This window comes from Streptomyces ziwulingensis (assembly GCF_039542605.1).
Lineage (GTDB): Bacteria > Actinomycetota > Actinomycetes > Streptomycetales > Streptomycetaceae > Streptomyces > Streptomyces ziwulingensis.
This window is the reverse complement of the sequence record NZ_BAABIG010000018.1, coordinates 48,246-68,567: the sequence shown is the minus strand read 5'-3', so window position 1 is coordinate 68,567 and position 20,322 is coordinate 48,246. Positions and strand designations below refer to the sequence as shown.

Sequence of the window (20,322 nt, the reverse complement as noted above, 5' to 3'; positions counted from 1 at the left end):
ACACTTACCGAGACACTTATACGGACCCTTACGACGGCGACTCCGCGTCGTTCGTGACTGACGTGACTGACGTGAGTGACGTGGACGTCTTCAGCGGCGGCAGCGATGCNCCGTCTCCTCCGTCTCCTCCGTCTCCTCCGTCTCCTCCGTCCCGTCCGTCCCGGACCACGACGGCGTCGACCCGATCGCCACGTCCAACGCGCCCTTCCAGCCCGTCACGTACCAGGCCCCCGTGACCAACAGGTCTGCGGATGTGCCCGGTGTGACCAATGTGCCGGGGGTAAATGGTGTGAGCGGTGCGGGGAAGCCCCCGTACTCCACCGTCCCCTCGTCCGACACCTCTCCCTCTCCCGCTCCCTCCCCTCTCGACGGAGACGAGGTCACCCCGGAAGCCGTCATCGATCGGACCACTCCGTCCCCGACGACGGGGGACGTGAACGCCGAGTCCATCTTCTCCACGCTCAACTCCACGGCACCCCCGACTGCCGTCGCCGACCCGCCGCCGAACATCCCCACCGCGGGCTCCTCCACACCCACACCGTCGTTCACCCAGAACAACGCCGCGCCGCTCACGGTCTCCGACTACCAGGATGTCGACAGCGACCTCGCGGACGAGACGTTCACGAGCGAGGACCAGCCGGACCCGGACACAGACCCGGACACAGACACCACCACCGAGCCCCCTGCGAGCCGGACGGGAAACAGCAGCACGCCGCCGAGCGCCGATGAGTCCCCACGGCAGCGGACGGGCGCCGGCGACACCGAACTCCCGCTGGACGAAACCCAGGACCAGGACCAGGACCAGGCACGGGACGACACGACGACCACGCCGGACGTCACGACAGCCGTTCCCCCTGTCGTCCACCAGCCGCCGGACGTCACCTCGCCCGTGGCGAAGTCCTCGCCGGCCAACAGTTCCTCGCCGGCCAACGGTTCCTCGCCGGTCAACGGCACCAACCCGGCCCCCGCCACAGCGCCGCCCGGCGCCAAGGCCGTACCGACCGGTACGGCGGAGCAGACCCGCACCGCGACGGAACCGGACCCCGTCCCGGACTCGTCGGCCCCGGCCGACACCGCCGAGACCCCCCGTACCGAGGAGGACGTCCAGCGGTCGGCCGCGACCCCAGTCACCACGCCCGAGGGCGAGACGGCGGACCGGGAGGAACAGCCGTACCGGGCCCTGCGGACCGAGTCCGAGGCGGTGCCGACCGTCCCGGCCGCCGATGTCCGGCGACAGCCGGCCGACGTTGTTGAAGGCGAGTACTTCAGCTCCTCGGCGCCGGCCGAGATGTCCGTCGACAGCCCGTCCGCGCCGGATGCCGTGCCGAATCCCGCGCCGGATTCCGAGCCCGGTTCCCCCGACTCGATCGACATGATCATGGACTGGGAGGACGCCGAGGACAGCGACGCCGAGGACAGCGACGTCGCCTCGTCCGACGTGTCCATGGACGACGCCGACGACTCGCCCGAGCCGCCGCCCTTCACGCCAGCGGAGATCCAGCACCAGCGGCGACTGCTGACGGACGTCTTCGGCTCCGACATCGGGACGAACCACATCTACCCCGCCGTGAGCGAGGCGATCGAGCGCCTCGACCGGTTGCGGCGCCTCGACCCCGGTCTGCGGGACGGCCCGCTCGACCTGGACGCCGTGACCCGCCGGGTGCTCGGCCTGGACAGCGCGGCGCCGGTGAGCGCTGTGCAGCGCGGTGAACTCTTCCGGGTGGCGATGGACGAGGCGGCGGAGTCCGCGGACAGCCTGGCCGGGCTGGCCGCCTTCCACCTCCAGCTCCGGGGCGTCCTGTCTCCCACCCGGGTCATGACCGCCCCCGACGGCGGCGTCCGGGGCCGCAACTGGACGGACGGGGCGATCCCGGACGTGGAGGTGACGAGCGCCGGGAGGACCGTCCGCCTGCCCGACGGCACCATGCGGCGCGATGACGTCCGTACGGCCCCCTGGAGCCGGCCCGGTGATCCGGAGCCGTACCTGGTGGTCGCGGCGGGCGCGCACGACCATGTCGTGGTGCGGGGCTTCGACGGCACCCCGCGCCGGGTACCGATCGACGTGTTCGCCGAACTGCTGGCCCTCGACCCGGCATTGGCGGGCCTGCCGGCGGACGTCCCCGTCGTCCTGCTGATCCCCGGAGCGGGCGCCAGGGGCCTGGACCTGCCCCGCCGGGCGGCCGACCGGACCGGCAGGAACACCTGGTCGGCCAACGGCACCGTGGAGCTGGCTCCGCGGCAGGACCCGTCCCTGCCCTACACGGTCTCCCTGCTGTCCGGCGGGGGCCGGCCGCGCCCCGACTGGATACGCAGCACCCCCGGGCAGGTCCTCGACCCCGCCGCGTACGAGGGTGCCCCGGCCTGGGAACGGGAGATGGCGTCCCACACCATCGTCAGCGACACCGGCGGGCCCATCGGCCGGGGCGTGTTCGACGACGCGGAGGCGACGCGGGCGGTGGAGGTCCTCCGGCACGCGACGGAGGCGACGCAGCTCTGGCACCGGAACCCGGCCACCGAGGTCTGGACCAGAGACGACGAGCCGGTCCCGTTCGCCGGCAAACCGGTGTACGTCTTCGCCGCCCACGCCTGGCCCGGACAGACGCAGTTGCCGACCCAGGCGAACATGGTCAAGGTCGCCCGCGGGACGGAGGCCGGCGCAATGCTGACCCGGCGCCCCAGCCTGGCCCAACTCCCGCAGGACCACGGCGTGGTGATGGAGGCATGCTGGGACGCGGCCCAGGAGGGGGTGACCCGCGCCCGCCGGGACGCGCGTGACGCCTTCGTCCCCGACCCGCTGGCCGTCATCAGCGACGGCCAGCAGACGTCGAACGCGACCGGGCGCACCGTCTACGGCGGCACCCGGACCGTCGGCATCTCGCGCCTGCCGGGCCGGGGCTGGGTGCATGTCTCGATGACCGACGCGCAGGGCCGGCGCGGTCGGTGGGTGGTGTTCCGGCCGGAGCCGGCCGGAGACGCGCTGGACGACCGGGCCCGCGCGGCCGGGCTGCACACCGGCCCCGGACCGGTCCCGGACGCGACCCGTGAGCGTACGCTGCGACTCGTCCGCGCGCTGCGCCTGGCGCTGGGCGTGACGGTCGAGGACGGCGGCGACTACGCGGACCTGCTGCGCGGCCTGGGCGAGTTGGAGCTGATGCGGGAGGCCGATCCGTGGCTCGGCGGCTTCGGGCCGTTCACCATGGACCTCCTCGAACGTGCCGCCCGCGCCGACCGGCAGCGGCGGCACGGCACGGTCGACGGCGACCCCGGCCCCGACGCGTACCGGGAGCTGCTCACCGCGGCCGCCGAGGCGGCGCACAGCCGGCCCGGCACCGTCCTCACCGACTTCGTCGCCCTTCCCCAGGTCGTCGCCACCGCCCGACGGCTCGGCGCGCTCCCCGACGTGGACGCCGAGGCGGCCAGGGCACTGCGCCTGGACGGGAACTCGCCGGCCGTGGGGGAGCCGGAGCGCTCACGGCTGTTCTGGGCGACCGCCAAGGCCATGGAGTGGGAGAGCCGGACCCCCGGCCTCGACGCCCTCACCGCCAAGGTGCTCCACCTGGAGCAGCCGGACCCCGCACAGCGCCCCGAGCTGTTTCGACTGGCCGTCCGGGCGGCGGCCGTGGGACGCGACCTGGACCGGCCGACGGAGCTGGCCGCGTTCCACCTGGAACTGCTCGGAGCCCTCTCCGCCGAGACCCAGCTCCTGGGCCCCGACGACAAGCCGGTCGGCCGGCACTGGGCCCAGGCCGCGCCGCACGCGAAGGCGGACCCGGGGCGGGTCGTCGTCGCCGCGCCGAAACCGGGCGGCGGCTTCCAGCCCGTACGAGTGGAGCCCGCGCCGTGGAGCGCGCCCCAGCGGCCGACGCCGTACCTGGTGTGGTCCGGGGGAGGGGCGGACCACCTGCTCATGAACCTGCCCGGCGGCGTCCAGCGCCGGGTGCCGTACGACGAGGTCGCCGAACTGCTGTCGCGGGACCCGGTGCTGGCCGACCGCTACCTGGACGTCGACGTCGTACTGGCCGTCTCGCACGCGGTACTGCCCACCCCCTCGACCGGCAACCCCACGCCCGCGCCCACGGGCGCGACACCCGCGCCCACAGGGCCCATGTCCGCCGGCCCCGCGACCGCGCCCACCGGCCCCGCGACGCACCCCGACCCGCGAGCGGTCATCGGCGCGGTGACCGGCCGGGGCGTCTGGGCGTCGCGAGGCCGCGCGGCGCTGGCGTCGACCGGTCCGGACCGGCCGTTCCTCCCCACTCTGCTCCCCACCGTGCCGGGAGGCCCGGTGTCCGCCGACTGGGGAGTCGTACGGCCGAGTGATCTCCTCACACCGCACACCGCTCCCACCGGGGACACCCCCGGCGGAACCGTCACCTTCGCGGCGGGGGAGACCACCACCACTTCCACCGCCGCCACCGCCACCGCGACCTCCACCTCCCCCGTCCGCACGGCACCGCCCCTCCCCGTCCCCGTCCCCACCTCGTCCACGGACCCGGCACCCGACCTGACAGTGGCCCTCGTCCCGAAGCCCACCACCTCCCGGTCCAACCCGCTCGCCAAGGGCGACCCGCTCGCCAAGGACGATCCGCCCGCCAAGGACGACCCGCGCCTCGACCGTGACATGGCGCCGCCCCCGAAACGCCGTACCCCGGCCAAGTTCGACGACGGCCGGCAGATGCCCAAGTACGTCGACGACCTCAGCTCGCTGCTGCCGAACGATCTGACCGCCGCCGAGATCGACCAGCTCCTCGCCAATCCCAGCACCTTCGGCCAGAGCACGGTCGTCCTGCGAGGCGTCGAACAGGCCGTGGACACGATCGACACCGAGCTGCGGCGCAGGCCGGACGCCCGGCCCGGCAAGGGGGCCGCGGACCTGCTGACCGAGGTCCGCAAGACGCTCCGGGACAAACCGAAGACGTTGGCGGACGGCGAGGGGCGCCCCTTCCCGTACGTCAACGCGGCCGGAGAGGTCCGGGTCCTGTGGGTCCGCGCGCGGCACTACGGCACCTGGTCGCCGTTCGACGACGGCATCGGTGACGCCACGAAGATCGACAGCATGCACCGGGGCGCCGCGACGTTCGGGCGCACCAAGAACATGCAGGCCAACTCCCAGTACGGCCTCGGCGGGCCGATCGGCCCGGCGGGCACCGCGGTGTTCAGCGGCTTCGGCCGGCTCGCCCTGCGGTTCGGCTTCATCAACAAGGTCGGCTACACCCTGACCGACCAGCGCATGAACCAGATGGAGACCCGGACGCTGGACAAGTCGCGGTCCTTCCTGGACGACGTCCGCTACGAGGCACGCGTCACCGACGCCACCGGACGGGTCGTCACGGGCACCGACAGCGGCTCGGCCGCGCCGGCCCGGTTCGCCTTCGCGATCCGCAACGGGCTCATGGTGCGCCTGCCCGACAGTGTGACGAAGATGCCGGAGCCGGGCCGCATCCCCCGCTCGATCGACCTGGACCGCGACTCCCAGTACCGCTTCGTCCGGATCGAGGGGTTCGGCCCCGTCGCGGCGATCCGTGACTGGGCGGCCGGACAGATCGGAGCGCTGCCCGGCAGTTCCGCCTACCACGAGCTGGACATCTTCTTCTCGGGCGACAGCTTCCAGCGGCACGGCGGCACGATGGCGCGCGGCCGCGTCACCACCCCGCCGCTCTTCGCCGACAACGACCGGAAGTCGCCGCTGGGCGTCTTCGTGGTCGAGGAACTGATTCCCCGCTCGGCGGTGCTCGTCGGGGAGACCGACCAGGCCGAGATGCGCGACATCAACACCTCGACGGTGCGCAGCGAGCGGAGCCGGGCACAGGGCAGAAGTCTGCTCCTGCAAGCCGTCGCCGGGCCCGCGTTCAACTTCCATGACCCCGGCGCGGCCCCCTTCGACCTGCGGCTCCAGGCGGGGCCGACCGCCCAGTACTCGTACGCGCGGACCTGGGCGGCCGGACTCGGCGGCGCGGGCACCCTGAAGTCGGCCGGCCAGGTGAAGGGCCCGAGGACCGCCCTCTACCTGGTCACGAAGTCGGTGCGGGTGCGGCGGGCCGGTGACAACGCGCCGCCGACACGCTTCCTCACCTGGAGCCTGGACCGGATGACCAGCTCCGAGGCGCGGCGGCTGGCCGGCTGGGACGACGGGACCTCGTTCGCGCTGCGCCACGGCGCCGCCCCGCCGTTCGTCCCGGCGTATCTGACCGCGGACCGCCCGCGCACCCTGGGCATGCACCGGGTGAAGGAGTTCACCTTCGACGACGGCCGGCGCACCCGCGTCACACCGGACGCGGCGGACGGCGTCGGCCGCACCCTGCTGGACGCGTTCGCCGACGGTGTGGTGGACGCCGTCGCCAAGCAGCGGCAGGGGCTGGTGGTCCCCCTCGCCGAACTGCTGCCGCCGAATCTGCCGAAGGGCTGGCGCACCCGCTTCAACGACCTGCTCACCCGCAGACCGGACCAACTGCTCGACGCGGCCCGGGGCCTGCCCATGCCGCCCCGGTGGACCGATCCCGTCAAGTACGGGATCGCGCTCCAGAACACTCTGCAGATCCTCGGGGTGCTCTCCCAGCAGAACATCACCGCCAACCTGGAGGCGCTGACCACGGTCGGCCTGCCGGTCAGACTCACCGACCCCGACACCGTCGGACAGACCTACTACACCCTCCAGGTGCACGGGACGCTCACCGGGCGCCGGTACGAGGGCAAGGACGTCGACGAGGGGATGCGTTTCAGCGCGCAGGGCGTCGACCGGCTCGACGGCCAGTCGAGCGTGAAACGAGGTCTGGACCTGGGCTTCGAAGGCACGTTCTCGGGCCGCGACAACAGCATGGACAGCTCGGGCCTGCCCCGCAACACGCTCGGGCTCACCCTGGGCGCCCGCAAGGGATGGCAGTGGGAGGCGGAGACCACCTTCGGCTCGACGGTCACCTACGAGCCGATGTCGGTGAGCAACAAACCCACCCACCTGTACCGCTACGACCTCGGCCTCACCGCGACCCTGGGCGGCTACTGGCGGCCCCGCGGCCTGGTCCGCGGTCTCGGTCTCGGACTGCCGGGACTGCTGGTCCTGGACGAGCCGGTCAACGTGCTCTTCGGCCGGACGGCCACCGGGCGTCTGCGCGGCGGCGGCCCGATGACCGGACAGGTGCTCCTCGGCGTGCCCGTGCAGCACACCCCCGACGCCGACCCGTACGCGGACGGAGCGCTCAACCCCTACCTGGCCGACGAGCCCGCACCCGCCCCCATGAGCGCCGAGCGGGCCCTCGCCCTGGCCAAGGGCGACCTGGTGCTGCCCTCCTCCGGCACCGGCAGGGGCGGGCCCGCCGGACGGCTCGCCGACCGCGGCACCCGGCAGTTCCACGAGTTCCGGCAGCACCCGTTCGTGATCGTGAACGTGGTGCTGTCACCCACCCTGCTCGCCGAGGTGGGCCGGGTCCTGAAGGACGCGTCGGGCGGCGCCTGGCAACTGGTGAAGGAGGGCGCCCCCACCCGGGACGCCATCGTCCGCACCTTCACCCCGCAGTACCTGGCGGCCGGCTTCGACCAGAGTTCGGGGCCGCTCGGCATGGTGGGCAGCGGCCTGCTGGGCAAGGGGCCGTTCGGTGAGCTGTGGGGAACCTTCCGGTACGCCACGACCGTCGGGGGCCTGCACGCCCTCACCCCGTCGATGGCCATGGACACCGAGACGACGCTCGGCGGCACCCGGCAGGCGGCCGGGAAGATCAGCAACAGTACGACCTTCGTCTTCGGCGGCCAGTTCGTCTACTCCGTGGCCCAGAACCCGGGGCGCGGCCTGATGGGCGCGTACGGCATCGTCGCCAACCCGCTCTCCACCTCCGGCACGCGCAGTGCCAGCGTCGTACGCACGGTCGTCGCGGACATGAACCGCAAGGGCTTCACCCACCAGGTGCTGGTGGCCGGCGATGTGCGGCACTGGTTCGCGCTGGTCTCCAGCCGGCTGGGCCTGGGCCGGACCGGAACGGCCGCGGCGGGCGCCACCCTGGTACCGCGCTCACTCGCCGGAGCGGCGGGGACCACCCTGACCAGCCCGGGCGGCCTGCTGGGACATCTGCCCGAGAAGAGCGCGCACCGGATGGGGCTGCTCGACGACGGCATGGGTGACGTCCCCCGCTACACCCGGCAGCGGTGGACGCCACAGCCCTGGCTGCGCGGCGCCGCCTTCGGCACGTACGCGGTGAACGCGCTGGACCCCACCGACGTACTGCTCGCCTTCGACCGGCGGATCAAGGAACTGGGGCTGGACGAGGAGAGCCGGGAGCGGGTCCGGCAGTTGGTGACGGCCCGCGCCACCCGGGCGCTCAAGGGGGAGATGACGACCACCGGCCCGTCGACGCCGGTCACCGCCGGAGGCTGGGGCTGGGGCAGTGTGCGGATCGGCAGCAGGCGGGTGCGGGTACGCGTCGAACTGATCCCCGGGACGCCGGTGTTCGACGGGCTGGACCACAGCGCGGAACTGGAGGAGAACCGGCGGGCCATCGAGACCGCCCAGGAGAACTCGGAGTCCTCCTCCGGAGCCGATCTGGGCCTCCTCACCAGCCAGCTCGTGCACACCGGCAACGCGCAGGTCGCGGCCGCGGGACCGGCGTACACCGAGAGCGGCTCCCACCGCAGGACGGTCGCGTCCAGTCACGCCGTCACCACCGTCACGATCTACCGGGCGGCGTCCACCGAACCGCACGCGGAGGTCGTCACCCCGTACCGGATGCGGATCACACTGGAGGCCGACGACACCCCGAACACCGGCGCCCCGGCCGACCCGGAGCTGCGGGAGGGGAAGGCCACGGCCCTCGACCGCTTCCGGGGCAAGCTGCGCCTCGTCGAGGAGGACGAGGTGGGCGAGCTGCGCGAGCACGTACCGCTCAGCCTGATGGAACCGGAGCCGGAGCGGGAGCTGCCGCGCCCGCGGCCGCGGGCGGCAGCCGGGCGGTCGCTGCCCGCGCCCGATCCGGCGGCCGACCCCGCCCTGGCCCGTCCGCCCCGGCCGGCGGCCCTTCCCGAGGCGGGGGAGGAAGTGCTGGTCCGGGACGGGGAAGGCGTCCTGCGGCCGTTCACCTTCCCCGAGAACGGCATGCACCCCCGGGGGATCGTCGGCATCGACAACCTCCGCATCGCGGGCGACCTGCTCCTCACCAAGGCGTACGACGCCGGTTTCTCCCTGCGTGCCCTGGAGAGCGACGACGGCCCCGACGCCGCCGAGCTCACCGAACTCCTCCGCCGGACCAGGGACACCGGCCTGACCAAGCTGGGCACCGGCTCGGCGCAGGCGCTGGAGGACGGCATCAGCTCCACCGCGGTCACCGCGTTCTACCCGCGCACCACCGAGCCGGACGGCTACCAGGTGGTGGGGCTGACCGAGAAGTCCCTCGTGGGCACCGACACCGGACAACTGACCCTGCGCTCCACCCCCGACTTCAGCCGCGCGCTGCTGCTGACGGTCGCCGACGGCAAGAAGCTGGAGGTGCTCAGGCGGTACGGGGACAACGCCAACACGTCCTCGGCCGGCGAGCACAGCCAGGCCGGGAGCCTCGGCGGCGCCTTCCTGTACGACTCTCCCACCGCCGGCCTCAATCAGATCGGCCTCTTCGTCCCCGGCCCCAACGACCTCGACGGCGACGGGATGCCGGTCGGCGACGACCACCTGACCTCGCGCAACCTCAAGCCCAAGACGGACCGGTCCTTCCTGTTCGCCGTCCCGGCCACCTGGCTCAGCGTCGGCGGCGTGCACCGCGGCATCGTGGACTCCAAGCTCGCCAACCGGATCCGCGGCGGCACCTTCGCCAAGGCCAGGTCGGGTCCGCAGGCGATGAAGTCCGAGACGTACGTCATCGCCTGGGTCCGGGAGGATGTCGCCCGCGACCTGAAACTCGTCACCGACGCCAACTTCCCCGAGCGCGTCGGGAAGGCGTGGGACGCGGTCGGCAGCGCGAGCAAGGCATGGGTCGAGGCCGACAACGCCTACTGGAAGAAGCGGCGCGCCTCCAGCACGCTGCGCGCGGAGTTCGACGCCGCGCAGGCCGCCCTCACCAAGGCGGCCGGTGTCGCCCGCGCGGCGACCCGCCCGGTCGACCTCGCCCGGACCGGCGTCGAGGACGCGGACACCGCCCTGCGCCGGGCCGAGAGCGACGCGCGCCGGGACCACGGCCTCGCGGACGCGGCCGTCGCCGCCGCGCAGGCCGGCGTGGACGCCGTCACCGAGACCGCGGACGGCGCCCAACCCGAACACGACGGCTGGGCGCGGCTCCTGCGCGACGATCAGGACGCCGCCCGGGCCCGCCTTGCCGAGACGACGGCGGCCGCCGGGAAACTGCGCGGGACGGCCGACGCCCGGCTCGGCGCCGCGCGCACCGAGAAGGCCGCGGCCGACGCGCGGCTCGACGCGGCCCTGCTGTCCGCGAGAGCGCCCGGCCGGAGTCTGGACGAGGCCACCGCCCGCCGGGACACGGCCCGCGACGCCTTCGACACCCGGCGCGCCGAACTGGACGCACTCCGGGCCGCGGCGGAGACGACCGCGGCGGAGTACCACCGGGTACGGGCCGGGGCGGACCAGCTCACCCGCTGGCACCGGCTCGCGGCCACCGAGGCCGGCCGGGCGGAACTGGACGGCCTCGCCGAGCCGCCCGCGGTGACCCACCAGGCCCCGCCCAAGGCGCCGAAGGCCACGTCGCCGGCCCCGCCCCGCTACACCAGGACCGGCACCGGAGCGGACACCGTCCTCACCTCCCCCACCCAGGAGACGTACGCGCTGCACGACGTGCCGAGGGACGGTGAGGCATTCTTCCGCGCGTTGGCCCGCGGCCTCGAACACACCGCCCCGGGGCTGCTGTCCGCGCACGGCATCGACCTCGACGCGCCGCGGGCCATGGCCGACCTGCGGCGCCGGATGGCCTCCTGGCTCACCGACCACGCCGACGAGGAACTGCTGGCCGTCGTCGCCCCCGACGCCAGCGACGCCTTCAGCGCGCGGGAGATCGCCGCGGCGGGCCTGGACCTCGGAACGGACACCCCTGCCCGGCGGGAGTTCGACGGCACCGGCGGCCTCGTCCCGCACGCCGTCGACCTGAACCCGGTGACCCGGGCCGAACTGGCGATCGCCCAGCTCCTGCGGCGGGGCGACGCCGAGTCCGAGGCCGGCTGGAACCACTCGGCGGCGGACCTGCTCCCGCTGCTCGCCGCCCGGACCTTCGGCGTGCGCGTCACGGTGGTCCGGAGCGACGGCGGCTTCCAGGACTTCACTCCCGGGACCCCCGCCGGGGACAGCGGCCTTCAGGGGCTGGTCGAGCCGCCCGACCCCACCGGGCCCACCGGCGGGCAGGTGGTGCTCAGCCTCGACGACCGCCACTACCGACTGGCGCTGCCGACGAGCCGGACCTCGCCGAAGGGCACACAGCCCCCGCCGGAGGGTACGCAGCTCTCGCCGAAGGGCACACAGCCCCCGCCCTCCCATGTCCCCGCTCCGCCGGACGTGCCGGACGTGCCGGACGTGCCGGACGTGCCGGACGTGCCGAAGGCGCTGGACGTGCCGGACGGCAAGAAGGGGCCCGGGCCGAAGCCGGCCGACAGCGTCCGGGCGAGGGGGCGCCGGGTACGGGTGCCCGGCACGGGGGAGTGCCTGCTCTACTCCTTCCTGGCCGGCGACCCGGTGCACCTGCGCAGCCGGCTCAGCGCTCTCGCCGCCACCGACCGCGCCGCGTACGACTGGCTCGCGAACCCCGACGCGGTCCGCGGTGAACTGCGCCGCCGGGCCGCGGTCCGCGGCCCGGCCGACCGGCGCACGGCCGGCCCCGCACAGACCGTGCTCCGGGCCATGCGGTCCCACGTGGAGGACTATGTGGGGCGCAGCGGGGGGCGGCTGCATCCGCAGATCATCGGCCAGTTCCGGCAGACGGTCGCCGACGCGTTCGCCGCCCGCGTCCGGGGCATGAACCGGACACAGATGCTCGCCCAGCTCAGCCACCACGGCGTCCGGCACGACCCCGTCGCCGTCCCCGAGGCCCTCGAACCCGCCGAACTGCTCAAGCGGTACGTCGACGCCCGCATGGCGTCGGAACCCGCCGCCCCGGACCTCTCGGCCCAGGATGCCAGGGCCGTCCAGGAGGCCGTCGCCGAGAACCTCAGCCCGCGCCAGATGTTCGCGCACCTCGCGGAACACGGCCTGCTCCCGACCCCGGACGACCTCGACGACACGGCACTGAGCCGGCTGCTGCGTACCGTCTACGTGGAGAGCGCCGCGCCGCTGGACGCCCAGGAACTGCCCAGGCTGCTGGACGCCGTCGTCAACTGGGAGCAGCGCTGGTGGACACCGGCGGGAGAGATCTTCCTGCCGCTGCTGGCGCACGCCTTCCAGACGCGGGTCGACGTGGTGCAGTCGCTGCCGACCGGTAACCGGCGGGTCAGCGAGGCGGGGCCCGTCGACGCCCTGCGGCGCACGGAGGTCTACTACAACGGCGTCAACCACTACGACGGCAGCGACGCCGCACCCCGTGACAGGTTCGGCGACGCGGTCCTCCCGAAGCGGATCAAGGACGAGGAACGCGACCCGCTGGACAAGGAGATACGGCTGAACCCCCTGTGGGTGCCGCTGGACGAGGTGGACCCGAACCTGGTGATCACCGGAAACCGGGATGCGGTGTGGCTGTACACCGTCACCGACGACGGCCGGGTGATCCTGGGCACGGAGGAGCCGGGCCAGATGGTGACGCAGGAGCAGTTCGACGCGTTGCTGGCCGGTATGCGCAGAACCGATCCGGCGCTGACGGCGGAGTCGCTGCGCAAGGCGATGGACGGGCTGGGCCACACCGGCATCGCCGCCGGCTTCGCGCCGGCCGACGGCGGGGCGAAGGCCGGCCGGACGCTGACGGGGCGCAGCCGGGTGTCCGGCGAGTTCCGCTGGAGTGCGGAGCAGCGCTCCTGGGTGGTGAACGACAAGTCCGGCCGTTACATGAGTGACCAGGTCCGGCCGGACCTGGACGCCGACGAAGCCGCGGACTGGCTGGCCAACGTGGCGGCCATGTTCAGCGACCGACTCGGCGTCGTGGTCCGGACCGACCAGGTGAAGACGGCCGCACCCGTCCCGCCCCCGGCACCCGTCCCCATCCCCGTCCCCGTCCCCGTGCCCGACCCGGGACAGGGTGCTCCGGAACCCGAGGGCCTGCGGACGGTGGCACTCAGCCCCGACGGTCCCACGGACGCGCCCACCGACACCCCCACCGACACCCCCACGGAGGCGCCCACCGACGCGCCCACCGGGTCCGAGTCCTCCCCGGAGCACGCGCCGGAAGGCCGGCCAAGCACCACTGCCACGCGGGGCACCACCGCCCGGGTCGCCTTCGCACATCGCCACCGGGACGTCACCGATCCGGCTCACCGGCAGCATGTGGCCGAGCTGGCGGAGGAGATCGTGGTGTCCGGACTGCGGGACCTCAGGGCCGGTCTCCGCATCCCCCGGATCACGGTCACCGGTTACAGCAACGGCCCGCGCTTCGCGCTGTCCGGCGGTGCCGTCGAGCACGCGGGGACGGTCGGCCGGCAGCGGGCCGACGCGGTGCGAGATCTCCTCCTCGACGAGATCCGACGGCAACTGGAGCTGCACGAGGAGGCCGTGCGCAACGTCGAGAAGGTGCGCGGCGGAAAGGTCCGGGCCGAGGACTTCCCGATCAGCACGGAGAGCGGCGGCCGGGACATCAGTGCCGTGGGCCCGATCGACGGCGCCACCGGGCGGGCCGCACGGAGACAGGCGTTGATCACGGTCGACCGGTCCCCCCTGTCGGCCGCAGTCGACCGGCTGGCGGAGCTGAGTCCGCAGGACTTCGGCCCCTCGGACTACTTCACCGGTCCGGACCGGCTCGCCACACAGCTCCTGCACCTGGACGACAACCCCGGGGACGACCCCGACTCGGACAGCGACTCCGAGAGCGACTCGGACAGCGACGCCGAGAGCGAAGCCGACAGTGTCATCGATCCGGACGAGGTCGTGTCGGACGACGAGCCCACCCGCTCCGCCCCGGAGCCGGAGCCGGAGCCGGAGCCGGAGCCGGAGCCGGCACGCTTCGACGTCGACAAACTCTCCACCCGGGTGCGCAGGATGTACGAGCTGGTGGACGAGGCCATGACGGCGGGCCGGGCGACCGGCCGGGCCGCGCTGACCGCGTACCACCTGGGCAAGCAGGGCCTGCTGTCCGAAGCCACCGGCCTGACCGCACCGGACGGCACCCCGCTCGGCCGGAACTGGACCGGCCGGCCCGTGCGGGACGTGGACGTCTTTGCGTACGACGTGGTGGACGGCGCCGACGCGGACACCCGGCAACCGCTGTGGGCCCGGCAGCCCGACGCCCCCCTCCCGTACGTGATCGGGACGAAGGACGGCGACCACGAGAAGGTCAGGCTGTCCCTCCCGGACGGCAGCAAGCGGTGGACGCTGTCGCCGGAGGAGTTCGCCGAACTGCTGGCACAGGACGGGGAGCTGGCGGGCCGCGGTGCCACCGCCGAGGTGGTGCTCGTCTCGCCGAACGCCGGTGCCATGGGCCTGGACCTGCCGCGCAGGGCCGCGGCCCGGTCGCGCCGGACGCTGTGGTCGCACAGCGGCGAGGTCGGCCTGCGGTCGGACCCCGACACCGGCCGGCACCGTATCGAGGTGACCGACGACCGTGTCTTCGGCGGCACGCCGCTGGGCGAGTGGATCGGCAGCGAGCCGGACGACCTGGGGCCGGACGAGGGTGTGCCGGAATCCGGCGAGGACGCCCTGCACACCCTCGACGGGAAGACGCTCCGGGACGCGGAGGTCAAGTCCTTCACCCTCACCGACGAGGGCCGGCCCGTCGGCCGGGCGGTGGTCGACGGCAACGACTTGTCACAACGCGAGCCTTGGCTGCAGCAGTTGACCCGCTCGACCGAATGGCATGCCTACGACCCGGTCACCGGCAAGCCGTTCGGGGGCGCCCGGCCGGTGCCGTGGAAGGGCCGGAAGCCCTACTTCTTCATGGTCCACGGGCTGCCGGGCCGGACCCACATGGTCGAGAAGATGTTCGAACGCACTACTCCGGTCCGGGGCCCGGAGGCCGGTGGCTTCCTCCGCCGGCGCCCGAGCCTGGCACGACTGGACCGGGACACCCCCATCGTCTTCCTGTCCTGCTGGGCGAACCAGGCGGAAGGCCCCACCACCGCCACCGACACCACCACCGCCGCGCGCGGACCGAGGCGGCGGCGCCCGTTCGTCCCCGACCCGCTCGCCGCCCCTTCCGCGGCCCAGGGCGTCTCCAACGTGACCCGGCGCGACGTCTACGCCCCGAACGGGGAGCACCTGAGCCGCTACGCCGACGGCAGACTGCACGACCACGGGATCGGCACCCCGACGCTGAACGACCCGGTGGACATGGCGAAGCTGCGCCCCGAGCCGACCCCGGACGAACTCGACGCCCTGGCCGTGGCGGCCGGCCTGGAAACCGCCGCCGACTTCACCCCCGCCCAGGCCCGGGACACGGCCCTGCGGCTGGTCCGCGCCCTGCGCGCCACGTTCGGCGTCGAGGTGGAGCACGACAAGGACGACCCGGCCGGCACCTACCACCGGCTGCTGCGCGGTATCGGAGCCCTGGAGGTCATGCGCCGCGGCGACGAGAACCTGCGGGAGCACGGGGAGCTGACACTCGACCTGCTCGACCGGGTCACCCGCGCACACCACGGCCCGCCGACCGCCCCCGGCACCCGGCCCGCGCCGCCGGAACCCGCCGACGTACGGACGATGCTGGAGGCCGCGTCGGCCCGGCTGGCCGCCGATCCGCGGACCGCACTGCCCGCCTTCGTCGCCCTGCCCTCGGTGGACCGGGCCCGCGCGCTGATCGAACAGGACGGTGCGGACCTCTGGGTCCGTCAGGTGCTGGGGTTGCGCCCGTCGACGCCGATCACCGCGGCCCACCGGCAGTACGCCCTGTGGGCCACGGTCCAGGCGGTGGAGAGCGTCGAGAACCATCCCGACCCCGACGCCCTGACGACGAAGGCACTCCATCTGCGTCCCGGCGAGGACCCGCGGGACGAGGCCCGGCGGGCGGACCTGCTCCGGACGGCGGCCACGGCGGCGGCCCTCGGCCGCGACGCCCACGATGCCACCGCGCTCGCCGCGTACGACCTCGAACGCAACGGGGCGCTCGACGACCGCACCCTCATCACCTCCGTCAACGGTACGAAGGCCGGGCGGAGTTGGACGGGGCGGCGGGGTCCCGACCGCTTGTGGGCGGACCGCTACGTGATATCGCCCAGCGGCGGCCTGAAGGACGGCAAGGGATCGTTGGCGCCCTGGCATCGGAACGACGCCGGGAAGAGCACCCACCCCGGCGGGTACGTGCTGGACATGGTCGGCACCACCCCGGGACAGGTGGACATGCCCTGGCCGGACGGCAGCACCCGCCCGGTGCCGTACGAGGAGATCGCCGAGTTGCTCGCCCACGACCCCGTCCTGACGCAGTTGGACCGGGACGTCACCGTCATCCCCGTCGGGACGGGGGAAGGGGATCTCGCGCTGGCCGAGGCGGTCGCCGCCCGGGCGGGCGCGGCCCGGACGGTGTGGCTGCCGACCCGGCCCCTGAAGCTGCTGGACCGCCGGCCGGCGGTACAGGAGACCCTGCTCGTGCTGACCGCACCCCTGGACGGCACGGAGTACTGGTCGCAGACACATCCCCCCGAGCCGGCCGAGCGGTCCACCGCCACCACGCCCACGGACGTCGCCACGCTCGCCGAGACACCCCCGGAAGCCGAGGGGACGGCCGAAGCCGAGGGACCGGCCGAAGTCGAGGGAGCGGCCGAAGCCGAGGGACCGGCCGAAGTCGAGGGGGCGGCCGACATCAGTCTCCAGCGCCAGTGGGTCGCCGAGCAGGTGACTGCCGAGGACCTGTCCGGGACTGCGCCCCGGTTCGACGGTGACGACACCGTGGATCCGGCCGAGCTGAGGGCGGCGGGAGTCGTGGTGACCCCCGGCATGGAGGTCGAGGCCCAGCTCGGCGGCGGTCTGCGCGGCAGCGGACTGGCACCGCTGGACCAGGTGCGGCTGCTGCTGGCCCGGTCGGGCCCCTGGCCGGCCGCCGTCCGGGCCGTCGCGGCCGCGGTCTCGCGGCGGATCTGGCAGTCGGCGTTCACCGACTTCCGAAACACCCTCCCGGCCGGGACCGCCGGGACCGCCGGGAACGCCGAGGAGACGAGTCCGGATGCCGTCCGGGCCTGGGAGACGGCCGTCGGGCTGGTGCTGCCGGGCGAGGCGGACTCCGCGCTCGCGGACGTCCGGTACGCCGGCCAGGAGTACCGCGACGCGGTGCGGCAGGTGGCCGAGTTGTTGGCGGCGGACCTGACGGACCTGCGGTCCGCCGGTCTGCTCGCCGCCCGGCTCCGGAACGCGATGACGGTCACGAACGCGGGGAGAGCACATGCGGGTCGATGAGGCGAGTGAGCGCGGCAGGGCGGCGACGCCCACGCCGCCCGAGGACATCGTCGAGGCCGCGCGGCTCGCGCCGGAGCACTGGATCAGCATGATCGACCCCGGCTGGCACGACGAGGGCGTACCCCCCGACCGGGTCGTGATCGGCCGTTGGCGCACCGGCGTCACCGGCGAGATCGAGGAGTGGGAGGAGAACGAGGCGTACCGCCCCTCCCCGGAAGCGCTCGGCTGGCCCCGGGCCACCGACCCCGTCGACGAGGCCCTCCAGCGGGCGGTCACCGGTTACGGCCCCGACGAGGACGTCCTGCGCGCGCTGGCCGACGCCGAGGTGGCGGTGCTGACCCTGGTGGACGGCACACCGGTCACCGCCGCCGTGGCGGACGGCAGGCCCGTGGTCCCGGTCTTCACCTCCGCGCCCCACCTCGACACCGCGGGCGGCTTCGCCTTCGCCCTCGTCACCGTCCCCGACCTCCTGGACCGGGTGCCGCCCGGCCACGCGCTGTACGTCAACCCGCCCAGCCCCGCGGGCACCGTGCTGGAGACCGACGCCCTCGCGAAGACGGTCGCCGCCCGCCCGGGTGCCGACCGGGCCGCCGGGTGACAGTCTGCCCGACCCGCTACCTGACAATGAAAATGATTACCGATAGCGTGGCCATCGCATAGCCCGCTCCCTCCGCTCGGAGGTGTCGTCGGGCTGCCCTGATGTCAGAACCGCGCCGTACAGGCGACATGGAATGGGGAGCTGTGGCTCATCTGCTGGTGGTCGAGAGCTGGGTCGGATCGATGAGCAGGCTGCTGCCACGGGCGATACGGGAGAGTGGGCACGAGTTCACCTTCCTCACCCGTGACCTGCACCACTACCTGCGTCCGGCACCCGAGGGCGTGGCGCATCCGCTGCTCGGGGCGCGCAATGTGATCACGGCGGACACCAACGACACCGAGGCGCTGCTGCCTCAGGTCGAGCGACTGCACGCGGTGTTCGGCTTCGACGCGGTGATCACGTCCTGCGACTACTACCTGCCGACGGTGGCGCGCGCGGCCGTCCGGCTCGGCCTGCCCACCCCGAGCCCCGAGGCGGTCGAGAACGCCTGCCGCAAGGACGCCACCCGCCGCGTCCTCGCCGACGCCGGGGTGCCCGGACCGAAGTTCGCGGTGCACGAGGAACCGGCCGGCCTCGCGCGGGCGGCGCGGGAGATCGGCTACCCGCTGGTCGTCAAACCCGTCGACCTGTGCGCGGGCATGTACGTCCGGCGGGTGGACGACGAGGAACAACTCGCCGCCGCCGTGCAGGCGCTGTCCGACTTCCCGGTCAACGCGCGCGGGCAGCGCCGGGCGCCCCTCGTCCTGCTCGAAGAGTTCCTGGACGGGCCGGAGGTGAGCGTCGAGACGGTGTCCCACGCGGGCACGGTCCAGGTGATCGGCGTGACCGACAAGAGCGTCGGCGGAGCACCCGCGTTCATCGAGACCGGCCACATGTTCCCCGCCGCACTGCCGGCCGCGGAAGCCGAGGCGGCGGTACGGACCGCGGTGGGCGCCCTTGAGGCGCTCGGCCTGACCGACGCTGTGGTGGCGCACACCGAGATCAAGCTGACCTCCGATGGTCCACGCGTGGTCGAGGTCAACCCGCGCCCCGCGGGGAACCGCATCACCGAACTGGTCCGCCACGTCACCGGTATCGACCTCGCCGCGGCCTTCGTGGACGTCACCCTCGGCCGCGCACCCGACCTCGGGCGCACGGACACCGGGCTGCGCAGCGCCGCCGTCGGCTTCCTGGTGCCGGACACCCCGGGCACGCTCGAAGCCCTGGACGGCGGCCGCCTGCGCACCGAGCCGGACGTGCTGGAGGCGCGGTTCGCCGAGCCCGGCACCCGGGTGCGGGCGGCGGGCAGCAACAACGAGTACCTCGGCCATGTGATGGCGGGCGACCCGGACGGCACCGGCGCCCGCGCCCGGGTCGAGTCGCTGCTCGACGAGGTGCGCTCCGGGCTGGTGATCCGGTGACCCCCGCCCCCTCGGTGACCGCCCGCGCGACGACGTACGACGAACTCCTCAGGCGGGTCCGGGCCGGCGGGCTCGGACCGGATCCGGCCGCGCTGCGGATCTCCGTCGCCTTCACCACCCGGCAGGCCGTACGGCACGACGGGCGTGGCACCGGCTACCGCAACGAGGTGCTCAGTCTGCGGCTCGCCGAGGCCGTCGGGAGCTGCGCGGTCGAACCCGGCACGCTCCACGACAGCGCGGTGGAGGAGTGCGTCGGCGCGGACCTGGCCCGCCTGCTGGAGCACCCCCTGACGCCGGTCCGTGTGGCCGCGCTCGACGCCTACCTGATGCACGTCACCCCGCACACCCCCGACCACGGGGCCCAGGCCGTGCCCCTGCCGGCCGGGCCCTCGCTGGAGAAGTCCCGGGCCCGGGCCCGGACGGTGGTCGACCTGCTCGACCTGGCACCGGGGTCGACGGTCCTCGTGGTCGGCGTGGTCAACTCCCTGCTGGAGGCGTTGCGTGCGCGGGGGCTCCGCTATGTTCCGTGCGACCTCAAGGGCGGGATCACGGAGTGGGGCGAGACGGTCGTCACCGACGCCCTCGCCGCGACCGACCGCTGTGACGCGCTGCTGGTGTCCGGGATGACACTGGGCAACGGAACCTTCGAGGCGCTGCGGGAGCACGCGCTGGCGCGGGGCCGGCAACTGGTGATGTTCGCCCAGACCGGCAGCGCCGTGCTGCCCCGGTTCCTGGGTCACGGGGTGAGCGCGGTGTGCGCGGAACCGTACCCCTTCTTCTGGCTGGACGGCGGCCCCGGCACCCTCCACCGCTACCGCGCCGCCGACCACCCGGGAGGCACCCGGTGACCACCACCGCCCCGACCACCACCGCCCCTGTCCCGGCCACCGTCCCTG

General features: G+C 73.8%; 4 protein-coding genes. All 4 read left to right on the top strand.

All coding sequences use genetic code 11. The features are described 5' to 3' along the window. The first annotated feature begins 433 nt into the window (after positions 1–433). The 4 genes from ABEB00_RS09030 (at position 434) to ABEB00_RS09015 (ending at position 20,274) form a co-directional block, all read left to right on the top strand. Positions 434–17,428, top strand: coding sequence for a lonely Cys domain-containing protein (locus ABEB00_RS09030; RefSeq protein WP_345618597.1), 16,995 nt, complete (start codon positions 434–436; stop codon positions 17,426–17,428). Continuing rightward, the gene (locus ABEB00_RS09025; protein ID WP_345618595.1) at positions 17,415–18,026 is read left to right on the top strand and encodes a type VII secretion system-associated protein; all 612 of its coding nucleotides are present in this window, start codon (positions 17,415–17,417) and stop codon (positions 18,024–18,026) included. Before ABEB00_RS09030 ends, ABEB00_RS09025 begins: the two co-directional genes overlap by 14 nt. A gap of 143 nt (positions 18,027–18,169) precedes the next feature. Continuing rightward, the gene (locus ABEB00_RS09020) at positions 18,170–19,426 is read left to right on the top strand and encodes an ATP-grasp domain-containing protein (RefSeq protein ID WP_345618593.1); all 1,257 of its coding nucleotides are present in this window, start codon (positions 18,170–18,172) and stop codon (positions 19,424–19,426) included. After that, positions 19,423–20,274 (top strand): Rossmann-like domain-containing protein, encoded by an 852-nt coding sequence (locus ABEB00_RS09015; RefSeq protein ID WP_345618591.1) that lies wholly within the window; start codon positions 19,423–19,425, stop codon positions 20,272–20,274. The genes ABEB00_RS09020 and ABEB00_RS09015 overlap by 4 nt, the downstream gene beginning before the upstream one ends. The last annotated feature ends 48 nt before the right edge of the window (positions 20,275–20,322 follow it).